Origin of the sequence: Ancylobacter terrae, from assembly GCF_045108345.1 — a bacterium.
Taxonomy (GTDB): Bacteria; Pseudomonadota; Alphaproteobacteria; order Rhizobiales; family Xanthobacteraceae; genus Ancylobacter.
Map to the genome: position 1 here is coordinate 1 of NZ_JBJGXH010000001.1, position 16,597 is coordinate 16,597.

Sequence of the window (16,597 nt, forward strand, 5' to 3'; positions counted from 1 at the left end):
GGAGAGTAGGTCGCTGCCAGGCCTGCCAAGGACATCGAACAAACGCCTCTTCACAACGCCAACCCGAAACGCCGCCCGAGCCAACCGCTCCGGGCGGCGTTTTGACGTGCGCGGGCGGGCAGTGTGAGCGGGTGTCGCGAGCGCGTTCATCAGCCGGCAAATGAAACCGCCGCCGAAGCGCGACGGATCCGCCACATACTCCCTCCCGCGTAGGGAGAAACACGCCACGGCGAGGTGAGGCACGGCAGAGCCCGTAGGCGGGGAAGAACGCACATAACACGCTATCAAACGTGCATACGGTTTCATCGAGAACCTGCCCGACGCGAGTTATACTGCCGTCGACGAGATCGCACGTCGCCGGGTTGATCGGAATCGTGAAGATATCGCCGGCCTTGAATGTGTGCCGTTTCCGTTTTCTCTGTTCCTTGGCCATTGTGACCTATCCCGCCCGCTTCGATTTGGCCATCATCCGATGGAGCCTTTCATCGTTCCCGGGCGCAACGTCGCCGGACTGGGCGGCGTGGTTTTCATTCTCGGCCGTTATTGTCCCCACATTTCGGGCGCCGTGCAAACCCAAGCCGCTCCGAGCGGAAGTCCGTCGGCGGCTCGCGGGGCGCCGTTGTGCGATGGCTGGTCGTCGGTCCGCCCCGCTTCGCTTGGCACATCCGCCGCGAAGCGGGCATTGTCCCGCCGTCGTCTCCGCGCGCGAGGAACCATGGACGCCGCCTCCCTGTTCGATCTCACCGGCCGCACGGCCCTCGTCACCGGCGCGAGCCGCGGCATCGGGCGCAGCCTCGCCGAGGCGCTGGCGGCGGCCGGCGCCGATGTCGCGCTGACCTCGCGCAACGCCGGCGCGCTCGAGGAGGTGGCCGAGGCGATCCGCGGCAAGGGGCGGCGGGCGGTGCCGCTGGTGCTCGACGTGACGGATGTCGCGGCCTGCCGCGCGGCGGCGAGCGCGGCGGCGCAGGCGCTCGGCGGGCTCGACATCCTCGTCAACAATGCCGGGGTCGAGCAGGTCTCGCCCTCGCTCGAGGTCGAGGAGGAACTCTGGGACCGCATTCTCGACACCAATCTGAAGGGCGCCTTCTTCTGTGCGCAGGCGGCGGCGCGGGTGATGACGGCGGCCGGCCGGCCGGGGACGATCGTCAATCTGTGCTCGCTGACCTCCGAGGTCGGCGTGCCGACCGCCGTGCCCTACGGCGCCTCGAAATCGGGGCTGCTCGGCATGACACGGGCGCTGGCGGCGGAGTGGGCGCCGCTCGGCATCCGGGTGAACGCCATCGCGCCCGGCTATTTCCGCACCGCGATGACGGACGTGTTCTACGCCAACGAGGCCTGGCAGGCCTCGATGCTGGCGAAGATCCCGCTGGGGCGGTTCGGCGACCTGCACGATCTCGCCGGCATCGCCATCTTCCTCGCTTCGGATGCCTCGGCCTATGTCACCGGGCAGTGCTTCCCGGTCGATGGCGGCTATCTCGCCTCGATCTGAGATCCGGCCGGGCGGCGGCTGCGGCCGCCGCTCGCCTCCGCGCCTGCCCATGCGCGCGGCAGCGGCGCCGAATCTTTGGCCTCCCGGCGTCGGTGATATGGCTATACATATTCATGCCTATGCAGCGGCGGCGCCCGGCTCCGGCCGGGTCGACGCTAGGCGCGCGGTTGATCGGCGTGTCGGCCGCCGATGCGGGGCACAACGGCAGGCATGAGGGCGGGCATGAGCGAGACGTGCAATTTCCATGAGCTGGCCGCGCTCGACGCGTCGGGCCGCGCGGCGCTGCTGCGCCGCTCCGAGGTCGATCTCTCCGCTGTGGTCGAAAAGGTGCGCCCGATCATCGATGCGGTGCGGGCGGAGGGCGATGAAGCGCTGGCGCGCTTTGCCCGCGCACTCGACCGGGCGGAGCTGAGCGCGGATCGCATCAAGGTGAGCGAGGCCGAGTTCGAGGCGGCCTTCGCGGCGGTCGAGCCGGAGGTGGTCGAGGCGATCCGCTTCGGCATCGGCAATATCCGCAGCTTCCACGCGGAGCAGAAGCCGGAGCCGATGTGGCTGAAGGAGGTGCGGCCCGGCGCCTTCGCCGGCGACCGCTACACGCCGATCGCCTCGGTGGCGCTCTATGTGCCGCGCGGCAAGGGGGCGTTTCCCTCGGTGACGATGATGACGGCGGTGCCCGCCGTGGTGGCCGGCGTGCCGGAGATCGCGATCGTGACGCCGCCGACGCCGGACGGCTCGGTCGATGCGGCGACGCTGGTGGCGGCGCGGCTCGCGGGGGTCGGGACGGTCTACAAATGCGGCGGCGCGCAGGCGGTGGCGGCGGTCGCCTATGGCACGCAGACGGTGCGGAAGGCGGTGAAGATCGTCGGTCCCGGCAGTCCCTGGGTGGTGGCGGCCAAGCGCGTGCTGGCCGACGTGATCGACACCGGCGTGCCGGCCGGCCCGTCCGAGGCGATCATCCTCGCCGATGACAGCATCGATGGCGGCCTCGCCGCGCTCGACCTGCTGATCGAGGCCGAGCATGGGCCGGATTCCTCGGCCTATCTCGTCACCCATTCGCGCCGGGTGGCGGAGGAGGCCCGCGCGGCGCTGCCCGCGCATTGGGCGCGGATGAGCCCGCAGCGGGTGGCGTTCTCCCGCGCCGTCTTGAACGGGCCGTGCGGGGGCATCGTGCTCACCTCTTCGCTCGAGGAGAGCTACGCCTTCGTCAACGACTATGCGCCCGAGCATCTCGAGATCCTCTCCACCGAGCCCTTCGCCCATCTCGGCCGCATCACCGAGGCGGCGGAGATCTTGATGGGGCCGCACACGCCGGTGACCATCGCCAATTTCGTGCTGGGGCCGAATGCGGTGCTGCCGACCAGCCGCTGGGCGCGCACCTATGGCCCGCTCTCGGTGACCGACTTCGTCAAGCGCTCGTCGGTCGGCTATGTGACGTCGGTCGCCTATCCCGAGCTTGCGGCGCAGGCACGCCGGCTGGCGCGCTATGAGGGGTTCTCCAGCCACGAGAACGCGGTATCCGAGATGCGCGACGCCTATCTGAAGGGGCGGTGACGCCGATGCGGGCGGTGCGGCTGCACGCGGCGGGCGACCTCCGGGTCGAGGACGTCCCGCGCCCGCCCGAGCTGGCGCCCGGCTGGGTGCGGGTCGGCGTCGAGGCGGCCGGCATTTGCGGCTCGGACATTCACAATTTCCGCACGGGGCAGTGGATCACCCGGGCGCCCTCGATCGCCGGCCATGAATTTGCGGGCCGTATCCTCGCGCTCGGCGCGGGGGTGGAGGGCCTCGCGCCCGGCCAGCGCGTGGTCGCGGATTCGCGCTTCTGGTGCGGGGAGTGCCCGGCGTGCCGCGCGGGCCGCCGGCATCTGTGCACCAGCCTCGGCTTTGTCGGCGAGACATGCGACGGCGGCTTCGCCGAGCAGGTGCTGCTGCCGGCGCGGTTGGTGGTGACGGCGCCGGAGGGCCTCGATGCGGCCGTTGCCGCCATGGCGGAGCCGCTGGCGGTGGCGCTGCATGCGGTGAACCGGCTGGCGCCGCCGCCGGGGCGCCCGGTGCTGGTGCTCGGCTGCGGGCCGATCGGCGGGCTCGCCGCGCTGCTGCTGGCCCGCCGGCATGACGGCCCGCTGCTGGTGGCGGACCGCAACGCGGCGCGGGCCGCGCTGGTCGCGGCGGTCACCGGCGCGCGGGTCGTGACGCTCGCGGGGGATGCCATCGCCGAGGCGGGCGGGGGCGGGCCGGTCTCGGCGATCGAGGCCACGGGCAGCGCCGGCGCTCTCGCCGTGCTGGTCGAGGCGCTGCCACCGGGCGGGTCGGTGGCGCTGGTGGGGATATTTCATAGCCGGCTCGATATCGATCCGAATCTTCTGGTCGAGAAGGAAATGGCGCTGATCGGCTGCCACGCCTTTGTCGACGAACTGGCCGAGGCGGTCACGCTGCTGCCCACGCTCGCCGCCGACATGGCGCGCTTCGTCGATGCCGAGATCGGGCTCGACGCGGTGCCGGACGCCTATAGGCGCCTCGCGGCCGGGGAGGGGCGGGGCCTCAAGACCATCATCCGCATCGGCACGGGAGAGGCGGCGTAAGCGCGGCGGCGGGTCGCGGATCGGACGGGCTGTCGCGCGGGCTGGTGGCGGAGTAGCTTCCGCGCGGGCCGCCCGCGGCGGCGGCCGGTCGGAGCGCAGGAGGCGAGGGCTCGTGGGGATCGTCAATGTGGAGGATGCGCGCCGGGCGGCGCGTCGGCGCCTGCCCGGCATCTTCTTCGACTATATCGACGGCGGCGCGTCCGCCGAGCAGACGCTGGCTGCGAACACAGCCGATTTCGCGCGTTGGACGCTGGTGCCGCGCGCGCTGGTCGATGTCTCGCAGCGCAGCCTCGCGACGCATTACCTCGGCCGCGACTATCCGCTGCCCTTCATGCTCGGACCGGTGGGCTTTCTCGGCCTCTATGCCGGGCATGGCGAGGTGCTGGCGGCGCGGGCGGCGCACAAGGCGGGCATCCCGCTGTGCCTGTCCTCCTTCTCCATCACCTCGCTCGGGGCGTTGCGCACCGAGACGCGCGGGCCGCTCGCCTTCCAGCTCTATGTGATGAGCGACCGAGGCATCCTCGACGAGTTCCTGTCGGAGGCGCGGGCGGCGGGGGTGGGCACGCTGTTCCTCACCGTCGACACGGCGGTGACCTCGGTGCGCGAACGCGACGTGCGCAACGGCTTCCGCTCGCTGACCCGGCTGACGCCGGGCCTCGTCGCGCGCATGCTGACGCGGCCGGACTGGTGCCTCGAACTGCTCGCCGCCGGCCTGCCGAAGGTGGGCGCGGTGGCGCACCGGCCGGAATTCGGCTCGGGTGTGCTGGAGCAGGCCGGCAATCTCTCGCGCCGCATCGACACCCGCTTCACCTGGGCCGATGTCACCGATCTGCGCGAGCGCTGGCCCGGCCGCCTGGTGTTGAAGGGTATCCTCAGCGCGGACGATGCCGAGCGGGCGGTGGCGAGCGGCGTCGACGCCATCGTCGTCTCCAACCATGGCGGGCGCCAGCTCGACGGGGCGGCCTCGACCATCGCCGTGCTGCCGGAGATCGCCGCCGCGGTGGAGGGGCGCATCGAGGTGCTGTTCGACGGCGGGGTGCGGCGCGGCGCCGATATCGTCAAGGCGCTGGCGCTCGGCGCCTCGGGCGTGCTGCTGGGGCGGGCCTATGTCTACGGGCTCGCGGCGGCGGGCGAGGCCGGGGTGGCGCGGATCATCGCCCATCTCGCCGAGGAGGTGGACATCGCGCTCGCGCTGATGGGCTTCACCTCGATCGCGGAACTCAAGCAGGCGGGCCGCTCGGCGCTGCGGGCCGCGGGCTGAGAGCCTGTCTGGAAACTCCTTGGCGCCCTCACATGGCGTCATCCCGGAACGGCCGCAGGCCGTATCCGGGATCGGGTGGGTATCCTGGTGAGCGATCCCGGCTCGAGGCCTGCGGCTTCGGCTGGGATGACGATGCTCCGAGGGACTTTCCAGACAGGCTCTGAGGCTGCGCCGGCCGCCGCGGCAGGGTTAACCGGGGCTTAACGCATCGATTCAGTTGCAGGCGATGGCTTTAGCGTGGTTCTAACGCGGCCCGGTTAATCTCGGCTCCATCGAGACAGAGGAGCCAGCCATGGGTATCGATGCCATCCTGTTCGGGTTGTTCGCGCTGATCGTCGTGTTCGGCGGTGCCCGCCTCGCCCTTGCGATGCACGACTGATCGGAACGGGGCGCCGTTTGTCGCGCCCCTCCGGCCGCCCTTGCGCGGCACGCCGGCGGGCCATCCGCCGGCCTCAGAGCGACCCCAGATAATCCGGCTTGCCGATCGCCACGCCCGCGTGGCGCAGGATGTCGTAGGCGGTCGTGACGTGGAAGAAGAAATTCGGCAGCGCGAAGACGAGAATGTAGCGCTGCCCCTCCATGGTCACCGGATCGGTGCGGCGCGGCAGGGTGACAGGGCGCGTGAGGGCGCCCGCGAACGTGGCGGGATCGAGCGCTTCGAGATAGGCGACCGTCCGGCCGATGCGCTCCTGAAGCTCCGGAAAGCTCGTCTCCGTATCCGCCATGGCCGGGATGTCGCCGCCGATGAGACGGCCGGCGGTCGCCTTGGCGGTGTCGCTCGCCCGCTGCACCTGCCCGGCCAGCGTCAGCATGTCCGGGGCGAGCCGCGCCCCGACCAGCGTGGCCGGATCGATCCCGGCGGCCTGGGCATGCGCCAGCCCCTTGTCGAGAATGGCGGAAAGATTGGCGAAGGCCCTGATGAAGACGGGCACGGTGAGGTCATGGGCGTTGATCGACACGGGGGCTGCTCCGGTTGTCGCGGCGGGTCGGGACGACCCCGACGAAAATATTGTATCGATCATTACGAAATAAGTCGAGCGGGCCTCCGCGGCGTTCAGATGCTGATGCGCCCGGTCGCCAGCCCGAACATCCCGGCGATGGCGCCGGCGACGAGGGCCGCCAGCAGGATCTGTTCGAGGCGCGTGAAGACGGGCCGGCCGCGCTCCCTCTGGGCGATGGCGAACAGCACCGTGCCCGGCGCGTAGATCAGCGTCGACAGCAGCAGGAATTTCAGCCCGCCGGCATAGACGAGGCCGGCGGTGTAGAGCGTGGCGAGGGCGGCGCGGACGAGATCGCCGCGGCGCTCCTGCGGGCCGCGGGCATAGGTCTCCCCGGTCAGCGCCAGCTTCAGCGCATAGGCGGCGACCAGCAGATAGGGCAGCAGGATCATCGAGGAGGTGAGCTTCAGCGCCAGGATGAAGGCCTGCTCGGCGAACAGGGTGAGGATCAGGAAGGACTGGATCAGCCCGTTGGTGAGCCACAGCGCCGCGTCCGGCACGCCGGCGGCGTTCTGGTGGGCGAGGAAGCGCGGCATGCTCTCCATCTTCGCCGCCGAGAACAGCACCTCCGCCGCCAGCAGCGACCAGGACAGATACGCCCCGAGCACCGAGACGATCAGCCCGACGCTGACGAACACCGCCCCCCACGGCCCCACCACCGATGCGAGCACGCCGGCCATGGAGGGGTTGCGCAGGCCCGCGAGGTCCGCCCGCGGCAGCACGCCATAGGACAGCAGCGTGACCAGAACCAGCAGGCACAGCACGCCGGCGAAGCCGAGCAGGGTGGCGAGCCCGACATCCTCGCGCTTGCGGGCATAGCGCGAATAGACACTCGCCCCCTCGATGCCGACGAAGACGAAGACGGTGACCAGCATGGTGCCGCGCACCTGCGCGGCGAGGCCCTCGCCCTCCAGCCCCGGGCCGCCGTGGAAATTGGCGGCGAAGACATCGGCCTTGAAGGCGATGGCGACGAGGGCGAGGAAGACCAGGATCGGGATGATCTTGGCGACCGTGACGATGGTGTTGATGACCGCCGCCTCGCGCACACCGCGCAGGATCAGGAAATGCACGATCCACACGCCGACCGAGGAGAGTGCGACGGCGATGACGGTGTTGCCGTCGCCAAACACGGGAAAGAGCGCGCCGAGCGTCGACTTGATCAGCACCCAGTAGGAGACGTTGCCGAGGCAGCACACCGTCCAGTAGCCGAGCGCCGAGAGGAAGCCCGGATAGTCGCCGAAACCGGCCTTGGCATAGGCATAGACGCCGGCGTCGAGGTTCGGCTTGCGCCGCGACAGGGTCTGGAACACGAAGGCCAGCATCAGCATGCCGGCGCCGGCGATGGCCCAGGCGATCAGCGCGCCGAGGCCGCCGGTGACGCGGCCGAAGGTCTGCGGCAGCGAGAAGATGCCCGCTCCCACCATGGAGCCGACCACCATGGCGGTCAGCGTCGGCAGGGCGAACTTACCATCGGCGGGGGAGGCCATGCGGGGTCACTTCCAGGGCGGCGGGCCGTTGGGGCGCCGATATGCGTCTCGGGGGCGCGCGTCGCGGGGATGGACCGGATCTTGCTTGGTCATTCGGTTCGGCGTCCCGGCTCGCGCAAGGTAAAACCTAGCACGGCCGGGGCCGGATTTGTACCAATGTCCGCGGTTTCCACCGCTTCGATACACGGCGGCGCGCAGTAAACGCGGCGCACATTCTTGGGACGCGACGCCTGCATTTTTGGGCTGCTGCCCAGCTCGTGACGTTTTCGTCGCGCACCGGGGCTAAAGTCCGGGTCGACAAGCGCCGCGCCCGCGCCTAACCAGCCCTACGAGCGACCCGCCTCTCCCGCCACCATCCGCCAGGTCCGATGCCATGCCCGATACCAAAGCGCCGAAGGATACAGGGCCGAGAGCGGCGCGCGCGCCCGTGCTGGTCGATTTCGCCCTGCAGGGCGGGGGATCGCACGGCGCCTTCACCTGGGGCGTGCTCGACCGGCTGCTGGAAGAGAGCTGGCTGCAGCTCGAGGGCGTCTCCGGCACCTCCGCCGGCGCCATGAACGCGGCGGTGCTGGCCGACGGCTACGCCGCCGGCGGGCCGGAGGGGGCCCGGGCGGCGCTGGAGCGCTACTGGAAGCATGTGGCGAAGGCCGCGCAGTTCAGCCCGTTCAAGCGCTCGCCGCTCGACAAGCTGATGGGCAACTGGTCGCTCGACAGCGCGCCGGGCTATCTGTTCATGGACATCATGACGCGGATGTTCTCGCCCTACCAGTACAACCCGTTCGGCAGCAACGCGCTCGCCCCCATCCTCGCCGAGCAGATCGATTTCGGGCGCCTGCGGCAATCGCCGGTCAAGGTGTTCATCACCGCCACCAATGTGCGCACCGGCCGCCCGCGGGTGTTCCGCAACCACGAGATCACGCCCGAGGTGCTGATGGCCTCGGCCTGCCTGCCGACCCTGTTCCAGGCGGTGGAGATCGACGGCGAGGCCTATTGGGATGGCGGCTATTCCGGCAATCCGACGCTGGCGCCGCTGGTGAACGAGCTGAAGAGCGACGACACCATCCTCATCCCGATCAACCCGCTGGAGCGACCGGGCACGCCCAAGGCACCCGCGGACATCCTCAACCGGCTGAACGAGGTGTCGTTCAACGCGGTGGCGATCAAGGAGCTGTACATGATGGCGCTGCTACAGCGCCATCTGAGCCAGCTGCCGCCCGGCTCTGAGGCGTGCGAGTGGGCGCGGATGCGGGTGCACATCGTGCGCAACCCGATCATGGCCGAGCTCGCCGCCTCCTCCAAGCTCAACGCCGAATGGGACTTTCTCGCCATGCTGAAGGAGGAGGGGCGCAAGGCGGCGCAGCTCTTCCTCGACGCCCATGCCGACGACATCGGCAAGGCCTCGACCGTCGATTTCGACATGCTGCTGAAGGAGCTTTGAGTCATGGGTCTCCTCGGCATCCTTCTCGGCCTGTCGCTGCTGATGTGGCTGGCCTATCGCGGCTGGAGCGTGCTGCTGCTCGCCCCCATCGCGGCGCTGATCGCGGCGCTGTTGTCCGGCGAGCCACTGCTGGCGCATTGGACGCAGACCTTCATGGGCGCGGCGGCGAGCTTCATCGGCCAGTTCTTCCCGCTGTTCCTGCTCGGCGCGCTGTTCGGCAAGCTGATGGAGGACACGGGTGCGGTCTCCTCCATCGCCGAGTTCATGACGAAGACGCTGGGCGCCGAGCGCGCCATCCTGGCGGTGGTGCTGGCCGGCGCCATCGTCACCTATGGCGGCGTCAGCCTGTTCGTCGCGCTGTTCGTGCTGGCGCCGATGGCGGAAGCGCTGTTCCGCGCCGCCGACATCCCGCGCCGGCTGATGCCGGCCGCCATCGCGCTCGGCACCTTCACCTTCACCATGATGGCGCTGCCGGGCACGCCGGCGATCCAGAACGCCATTCCCATGCCGTTCTTCGGCACGACGCCCTTCGCCGCGCCCGGGCTCGGCATCATCGCCTCGCTGATCATGGCCGGCTTCGGCCTGTGGTGGCTGGCGCGGCGGGAGAAGGCGGCGCGGCTTGCCGGCGAGGGCTTCGGCGACGAGCCGGCGGCGAGCGTCGACGAGACCACGCTGCGCGAGCGCGCCACCACGACGCGCGAGTTCGACCCGGCCGAGATCGCGCACGGCCATGTCAGCGAGACGCATCCCCCGATCGCGCTGGCGGCGCTGCCGCTGGTGCTGGTGATCGTCGTCAACCTCTTGATGTCCTTCGTCATCCTGCCGCGGTTGAATTTCGACTTCCTGTCCGATCCGCAATGGGGCGCGATCCCGTTCTCGGCGGTGAGCGGGGTGTGGTCGGTGGCGGTGGCGCTTACCGTGGCGATCCTCGCCACCATCGCGCTCAACTGGTCGCGGCTGTCGAAGCTGCGCGAGACCATGGACGCGGGCGCCAACGCCTCGGTGCTGCCGATCTTCTCGGTGGCGAGCCTCGTCGGCTTCGGCGCGGTGGTGGCGGCGCTGCCGGCGTTCAACCTGGTACGCGACTGGGTGCTCTCGATCGAGGGCGGGCCGCTGGTCTCGCTCGCCATCGCCACCAACATCCTCGCCGCGCTCACCGGCTCGGCCTCCGGCGGCATGACCATCGCGCTCGATGCGCTGGGCGCGACCTATCTGAAGCTCGCCACCGAGGTCGGCATCGATCCCGCGCTGCTGCACCGCGTCGCGGTGATGAGCGCGGGCACGCTCGACAGCCTGCCGCATTCGGGCGCGGTGGTGACGCTGCTCGCGGTGTGCGGCTCGACACCGAAGAAGAGCTATTTCGACGTCGTCATGGTGGCGATCGTCGGGGCCTTGCTGGCGCTCATCGCGGTGATCGCGCTCGGCACGGTGTTCGGGAGCTTCTGAGCGTTCGGCACGTCCGACCGAATGACGTTAGGGAAGTTTCGGGCACGGTTTCGCCGCGATCCTCGCCGAACCTTCCCGAATCGACGGGCGCGGCCTGCGCCTCACATGCCCACCTGAAGTGAAACCGGAGTTCCATGGTCTCGCGTCGTTCATTCCTGACCGGCCTCGGCGGCATCGCCGCCCTCGCCGCGCTCGCGCCGGCGGCGCTGGCCCAGTCCGGCCCGCCGCCCTTCGGTCCGCCGCCCGGCGCTCCCGGCGGTCCCCCGCCGCCGCCCTCCGGCCGTCCCGGTGGCCCGCCCCCGCCCGGGGGGCGCCCCGGTGGTCCGCCGCCACCCGGCACCTTCCCCAACAGCGCGCCGCCGCGCGCCCGCCGCGAGCCGCGTCCGGCGCCGCGCCGGGGCTATACCTGGGTGCCCGGCCACTGGACCTGGCATCCGCGCCGCGGCTGGGTGTGGTCGGCCGGCTACTGGATGGAGAACCGCCGCGGCTTCGAGTTCGTCGGCCCGCGCTGGGTGTTCCGCCGGGGACAATGGGTCTACGAGCCCGGCCGCTGGGTGCGCCGCTGGTAGCCTGAAAAACGGCACCGCCGACCGGCAGGTTAACATGACAGGGCCGCGGCGAGGGATCGCCGCGGCCCTGTCGGCCTTCCGGGGAGGGGGCGCGTTCCGCCGGACGGCAGAACCGGTGGTCAGAAATCCACCGCGTCGCGGATGATCGGGCAGGTCATGCAATGGCCGCCGCCGCGCCCGCGCCCGAGCTCGGAACCGTCGATGGTGATCACCTCGATGCCGGCCTTGCGCAGCAGGGTGTTGGCGTAGGTGTTGCGGTCATAGGCGAAGACGACGCCGGGCGAGGCGCAGACGAGGTTGGCGCCGGAATCCCACTGCGTGCGCTCGCGCATGTAGTCGTTGCCGCCGGTCTCGACGACGCGCATCTTTTTGACGCCCAGCGCCTCGCTGACGGTCTCGACCAGCCCCTTGTCCTTGGACAGCTCGACGCCGCCCTTGCCGTCCGGACGGTAGGAGAAGCACTCGATGCCGTTGACGATGTCCGGATAGAGCAGCACGCAGTCGCGGTCGGCGAAGGTGAAGACGGTGTCGAGATGCATCGCCGCGCGCAGCTTCGGCATGGCGGCGATGATGACGCGCTCGGCGCCGCCCTTGGCGAACAGCGCCTGCGCCGCCTGGCTGATGGCCTGGCGCGAGGTGCGCTCGCTCATGCCGATCAGCACGTTGCCCTTGCCGATCGGCATCACGTCGCCGCCTTCCAGCGTGGCGAGACCCCAGTCCTGCGTCGGGTCGCCCCACCACACGTTCACCTTGCCGGCGAAGTCGGGGTGGAACTTGTAGATCGAGGTGGTGAGGATGGTCTCCTCGTGCCGGGCCGGCCAGTAGAGCGGGTTCAGCGTGACGCCGCCATAGATCCAGCAGGTGGTGTCGCGGGTGTAGAGCGTGTTCGGCAGCGGCGGCAGCAGGTACTCGTTCACGCCCGCCGCGTCGCGGATCAGGTTCAGCGTGGTGCCGCCGATGGTGTCGGGGAATTCATAGGTCGACAGGCCGCCGATCAGCGTCTCGGCGAGATGGCGGTTCGACAGGCCCTCGAGATAGGAGCGGACCTCATCGACAAAGCCGACGCCGATCTGGTTCGGCACCACCTGGTTGTCGAGGATCCACTTCTTGCCCTCGGGCACGGCGAGGGTCTCGGTGAGCAGGTTGTGCATCTCGACGACGTCGATGCCGCGGTCGCGCATCTTGGTGATGAAGTCGAAATGGTCGCGCTTGGCGACGTCGACCCAGAGCACGTCGTCGAACAGCAGCGCGTCGCAATTCGAGGGGGTCAGGCGCTGATGGGCGCGGCCGGGCGCGCAGACCATGACCTTGCGCAGCTGGCCGACCTCGGAGTGGACGCCGAAGGGGGTTTGCATGGAGGGGCTCCCGTTGGTGCCATTTCTGTTGTCAGGGGGTGATCAGGCCGGTCAGCAGTCCGTAGGTGCCGATGGCACCGCCGATCAGCGTGACGACGAAGACGACGAGCTCGACCGGATTGAACAGGCGCGCATTCTGCTCGCGGCGGGCCCAGACATAGAGGATGGTGCCCGGCACGAAGAGCACGGTGACCAGCAGCACGTATTTCAGCCCGGCGGCGACGAACATGAACAGCGTGTAGACGACGGCGATCCAGGCGAAGAGCTGGTCGCGCCCGCGCTTCTCCGGGCTCGCCTCATAGCCGGCACCGCTGCGTGCCAGCAGCACGCCATAGCCGGCGACAAGCAGATAGGGCAGCAGCGAGGTCACGCTGGTCATGTCCAGCATGAAGTTGAAGGCGTCCCGCGACCAGTAGGTCGAGATGATGAACAGCGAGACAACGCTATTGGTCAGCCAGAGCGCGTTGGCGGGCACGCGGTTGCCGTTCTGCGCGGCGAACAGGCGCGGCATGTCCTGCGACTTGGCGGCGGCGAACAGCACCTCGGCACAGATCAGCGACCAGGCCAGGTAGGCCCCGAGCACCGATACCAGCACGCCGATGGAGATGAAGATCGCCCCCCAGTGGCCGACGACGAGTTCCAGCGCCCCGGCCAGCGAGGGGTTAGCGACTCCGGCGATGGCCGCGCGCGGGGCGGTGGCGTAAGGCAGCAGCGTGATGGCCACCATCAGCCCGGTGACGCCGACGAAGCCGAGGATGGTCGCCGCACCAACGTCCGAGCGCTTCTTGGCGAAGCGCGAATAGACGCTGGCGCCCTCGATGCCGAGGAAGACGAAGACGGTGATCAGCATGGTGTCGCGCACCTGCGCGATCAGCGTCTTTTCCGGCATGCCCACGCCGCCGAAGAAGTTCTCACGGAACTGGGCGTAGTTGAAGAAGAAGATGAAGGCGATAATCGCGACCAGGATCGGCACGATCTTCGCAATGGTGACGACCGAATTGATGAAGGCGGCCTGCTCCACCCCGCGCAGGATCATGAAATGGAAGGCCCAGACGCCGACCAGCGACAGGGCGATCGCGCTCAGGGAGGAGCCGTCGCCGAACAGGTCCGGGAAGAAGCGGCCGAGCGTCGAGCCGATCAGCACCCAGTAGAAGACGTTGCCGAGGCAGCTGCCGAGCCAGTAGCCGAAGGCCGAGAGGAAGCCCATATAGTCGCCGAAGCCGGCCTTGGCGTAGGCGAACACGCCGGAATCGATGTCGGGGCGCCGCTCGGCCAGCGCCTGGAAGACGCGGGCCAGCATGTACATGCCGGTGCCGGCGATGGCCCAGGCGATCAGCGCGCCGAACGGGCCGGTGGCGGTGGCGAAGCGGCCGGGCAGGTTGAAGATGCCGGCGCCGACCATGGAGCCGACGACCATGGCGGTGAGACTGGGAAGGGAGAGCTTGCCGGCGGTGGATTCGGCCATGGGTCCTGCCTCGGACTTCTTGCTTGGGCTGCGGTCGCCCGAATCTAAACGGCTGGTGGCGTCACCGTAATGCGCATCGTATCCCATCTGTAGGCCGGACGTTTCATTCTTTCAACATCGGTTATTTGACGGGTGATCGACGTTATTTTGCGACTGCGAAGAAAATCCGCGCGAATATTGTGCGACGCACGTAATTTTCTTCCCCTTCGTCAGGGCTGCCGGCCCGCCGGCCGGTAGGTCGCGGCAAGCGTGCCGAGGCCCGCGAGCAGAACGGCCCCGCCGAGGATCTCGACCATGCCCAGCCTCTCGTCGAGCGCGACGGCGCCGATCACGATGATCCAGAGCGGCACGAGATAGCCCACCGCCGTGCCGATGGTCGGCCCCGCCTTCCGCAGGATGTGCATGAACAGCGCCAGCGGCAGCGCGGTGGCGAACAGGGCGAGCAGCACGAGGTCGCCGAGATGCGGGCGCGCCGCGGCGAAGGGCTCGACGCCGTCGACCAGCAGGGTGAGAAGGCCGGCGCCGAGCCCCGAGAACAGCAGCTGGCCATAGGCGAGGCGCAGCGGCTGCGCGGCGGGGATCGCCCGCACATAGAGATTGCCCAGCGCGAAGCTGACCGGCACGCCGGCCATGGCCAGCACGCCGGCGGCCGAGCTCGGGCCCTCGCCCGCCAGCGACGGGCCGATGAGCAGCACCACCCCGGCGAAGCCGAGGCCGAGCCCCACGGCGCGGCCGACGCTCATCCGCTCGCTGGCGAAGAGCAGCGGCGCCAGCACGGCGACCACCAGCGGCGTCGCGGTCTGGATCAGGCCGGCGAGGCCGGTGGTGATGTGGAGGAGGGCGTAGACGGTCAGCGTGTTGGGGATGATGACCTGCAGCACGCCGAGGATCGCCCAGTCCCGCCATTCCCGTCCGCGCGGGCGCACGGCCTGGCCGATGGCGGCGAAGCCGGTGCCGAAGATCAGGCCGCCGATCAGGTCGCGCAGCGCGGTGACGCCGAGCGGGGAGATGTCGGCGCCCATGCGCTTCATCAGCAGGAAGGCGGGCGCCCAGAGCAGCGAGCAGACCAGCATCTGGACGAGCAGCCGCGCGCTGACGGCTCCCCCTGTCGCCGGAACGGCGATGCGCTCCGACATCCGGTCTTCCCTCGCTTCACCGCCGCGGCGCCGTCTACCGTGCGCCCCGATGGTAGCATTTGAGGGGAGAACGGCTGTCGCCGCAAGCGGCGGGGAGGGCTGACAGGCCGGCCGTCGTGGCGGCGCGCCGGATCAGGGCGCGGGCTGCGGCTTGAGCGTGCCGCCGGCGGCGCGGCTCACCTCGTTGACCTGCTGCTCGTAGGTGCGGCGGGTGTTGGGATCGACGATGGCGATGGGGGCGGTAACGACCGCCGCCGCCGTCCCGCCCACGGTTTGGCCGACGCCCATGGCGGCGATGCCGATGCGCTCGCCCAGCGTCGGGTCGGAATCGGTCACGGTCTGGCCGGCGATCAGCCGGGTGCCGATCAGCTGCACCACCTCCGGCGATTCGGCGAACTTGCCGTGGTTCAGCCGGTCGCCGGTGCGCATGGCGCTGAGGTCGATCACGACGACGCCCGAGCGCTCCAGCTTCTCGTAATAGGCGGCCGACTGCGGGTCGATCTGGCCGAGCCGGTCGACGCCGCCGGCGATGCGGCGCGACAGCGCCAGCGCCCGGTCGTTCTGGGAGACGAAGACGGTGAAGCGCGGCTGCGGCTGCGGCAGCGCGCGCCACTGCGCCGCGAAGACGTCGACGTCGAGGTCGGGCGAGGCGAGGATGACGTTGGTGACCTTGGCCGGCAGCTTGCCGCGCCGGATCGCCATCTGCCGCAATCCCTCCATCGCCAGCCACGCGCCCATGGAATGGGCCATCACCGTGACGTCGCCCACCGCGGGGTCGTTGGCGATGCGCCAGACCGTCTCCTCGAAGGCGTCGCGCGAGACGATGGTGCTCTCGCGGTCGAAGGCATAGGCGAAGATGCTGGCGCGCGAGGGCCAGGTGAACAGCACCGGCGCCGCATCCATGTGGGAATCGTGGGCGATCTGCGCGAAGCGGTAGACCGCGTCCTCGAAACGGTTGTTGAAGCCGTGCACGAAGATGACGACGCGGCGGGTGCGCGGCAGGTTCTGCTTCAGCCACGTGGTCGCGGCCGGAATGCCCGGGAGCGGGGTGGCGTCGAGCACGGCGAAATCGGTGGCCGGGTTGGGCGGCAGGCGCTGGGGCCACTGCACCTGCCCGATCTGGCGGCGATCGTCCGGCGGGATCGAGACGGTGAAGGCGGTGAGAGAGACATTGCTGCCGCGCTCGCCGGTGAACAGCACGCTGCGGTCGGCCGTGGGCTCGCGGGTGGTCACCGCCAGAAGATTGACGTCGCTGGCGCCGGCCACGCGCTCGCTCACCGGTGCGAGCACACCCGAGGGCCGGCTGGCGCAGCTCGCCACCAGGGCGCAGGCGAGGATCAGGACGAAGCGGCGCATCGGCTCTCCGGCAGGGGC

The 16,597-nt window shown here is 69.8% G+C and carries 14 protein-coding genes; 7 read left to right on the top strand and 7 right to left on the bottom strand.

All coding sequences use genetic code 11. The features are described 5' to 3' along the window. Window positions 1-433 (bottom strand): hypothetical protein (locus tag ACEUEL_RS00005; RefSeq protein WP_405700859.1); only part of this gene is annotated, 433 nt, incomplete at its 3' end. Window positions 434-715: 282 nt separating this feature from the next. Between ACEUEL_RS00005 and ACEUEL_RS00010 the strand changes: the two genes are divergently transcribed. The 4 genes from ACEUEL_RS00010 to ACEUEL_RS00025 all read left to right on the top strand — a co-directional run bounded on the left by ACEUEL_RS00010 (window position 716) and on the right by ACEUEL_RS00025 (window position 5,329). Next, the gene (locus tag ACEUEL_RS00010; protein ID WP_405700861.1) at window positions 716-1,489 is read left to right on the top strand and encodes an SDR family NAD(P)-dependent oxidoreductase; all 774 of its coding nucleotides are present in this window, start codon (window positions 716-718) and stop codon (window positions 1,487-1,489) included. Window positions 1,490-1,711: 222 nt separating this feature from the next. Then, the gene (hisD, locus tag ACEUEL_RS00015) at window positions 1,712-3,040 is read left to right on the top strand and encodes a histidinol dehydrogenase (protein ID WP_405700864.1); all 1,329 of its coding nucleotides are present in this window, start codon (window positions 1,712-1,714) and stop codon (window positions 3,038-3,040) included. 5 nt (window positions 3,041-3,045) lie between these two features. After that, the gene (locus tag ACEUEL_RS00020; protein WP_405706474.1) at window positions 3,046-4,068 is read left to right on the top strand and encodes a zinc-dependent alcohol dehydrogenase; all 1,023 of its coding nucleotides are present in this window, start codon (window positions 3,046-3,048) and stop codon (window positions 4,066-4,068) included. 112 nt (window positions 4,069-4,180) lie between these two features. Then, window positions 4,181-5,329 carry an alpha-hydroxy acid oxidase gene (locus tag ACEUEL_RS00025; protein WP_405700866.1) on the top strand — a complete coding sequence of 383 codons (1,149 nt, stop codon included), beginning with the start codon at window positions 4,181-4,183 and terminating at the stop codon, window positions 5,327-5,329. Window positions 5,330-5,781: 452 nt separating this feature from the next. Here ACEUEL_RS00025 and ACEUEL_RS00030 read toward each other — a convergent pair whose 3' ends face one another. Both ACEUEL_RS00030 and ACEUEL_RS00035 read right to left on the bottom strand, forming a co-directional pair. Then, on the bottom strand, window positions 5,782-6,288 hold the full coding sequence (locus ACEUEL_RS00030) for a DUF1993 domain-containing protein (protein WP_405700867.1): 507 nt from the start codon (window positions 6,286-6,288) through the stop codon (window positions 5,782-5,784). Between the two features lie 95 nt (window positions 6,289-6,383). Continuing rightward, entirely contained in the window at window positions 6,384-7,814 is a 1,431-nt protein-coding gene (locus ACEUEL_RS00035; protein WP_405700870.1) for a basic amino acid/polyamine antiporter, read from the bottom strand. Window positions 7,815-8,187: 373 nt separating this feature from the next. On the opposite strand from ACEUEL_RS00035, the gene ACEUEL_RS00040 reads away from it, so the two are divergent. The 3 genes from ACEUEL_RS00040 to ACEUEL_RS00050 all read left to right on the top strand — a co-directional run bounded on the left by ACEUEL_RS00040 (window position 8,188) and on the right by ACEUEL_RS00050 (window position 11,267). Next, a complete protein-coding gene (locus ACEUEL_RS00040; protein ID WP_405700872.1) occupies window positions 8,188-9,252 on the top strand; it encodes a patatin-like phospholipase family protein in 1,065 nt (354 codons plus the stop codon). A 3-nt stretch (window positions 9,253-9,255) separates the two neighbouring features. Next, window positions 9,256-10,698, top strand: coding sequence for a GntP family permease (locus ACEUEL_RS00045; protein WP_405700874.1), 1,443 nt, complete (start codon window positions 9,256-9,258; stop codon window positions 10,696-10,698). Window positions 10,699-10,832: 134 nt separating this feature from the next. Beyond that, window positions 10,833-11,267 carry a twin-arginine translocation signal domain-containing protein gene (locus ACEUEL_RS00050; RefSeq protein ID WP_405700875.1) on the top strand — a complete coding sequence of 145 codons (435 nt, stop codon included), beginning with the start codon at window positions 10,833-10,835 and terminating at the stop codon, window positions 11,265-11,267. 119 nt (window positions 11,268-11,386) lie between these two features. Here ACEUEL_RS00050 and ACEUEL_RS00055 read toward each other — a convergent pair whose 3' ends face one another. The 4 genes from ACEUEL_RS00055 to ACEUEL_RS00070 all read right to left on the bottom strand — a co-directional run bounded on the left by ACEUEL_RS00055 (window position 11,387) and on the right by ACEUEL_RS00070 (window position 16,579). Further along, window positions 11,387-12,622, bottom strand: coding sequence for an arginine deiminase (locus tag ACEUEL_RS00055; protein ID WP_405700877.1), 1,236 nt, complete (start codon window positions 12,620-12,622; stop codon window positions 11,387-11,389). A gap of 31 nt (window positions 12,623-12,653) precedes the next feature. Beyond that, window positions 12,654-14,087, bottom strand: coding sequence for a basic amino acid/polyamine antiporter (locus tag ACEUEL_RS00060; RefSeq protein ID WP_405700880.1), 1,434 nt, complete (start codon window positions 14,085-14,087; stop codon window positions 12,654-12,656). A gap of 209 nt (window positions 14,088-14,296) precedes the next feature. Further along, on the bottom strand, window positions 14,297-15,223 hold the full coding sequence (locus tag ACEUEL_RS00065) for a DMT family transporter (RefSeq protein WP_405700882.1): 927 nt from the start codon (window positions 15,221-15,223) through the stop codon (window positions 14,297-14,299). Window positions 15,224-15,355: 132 nt separating this feature from the next. After that, entirely contained in the window at window positions 15,356-16,579 is a 1,224-nt protein-coding gene (locus ACEUEL_RS00070) for an alpha/beta hydrolase (protein WP_405700885.1), read from the bottom strand. Between the last annotated feature and the right edge of the window lie 18 nt (window positions 16,580-16,597).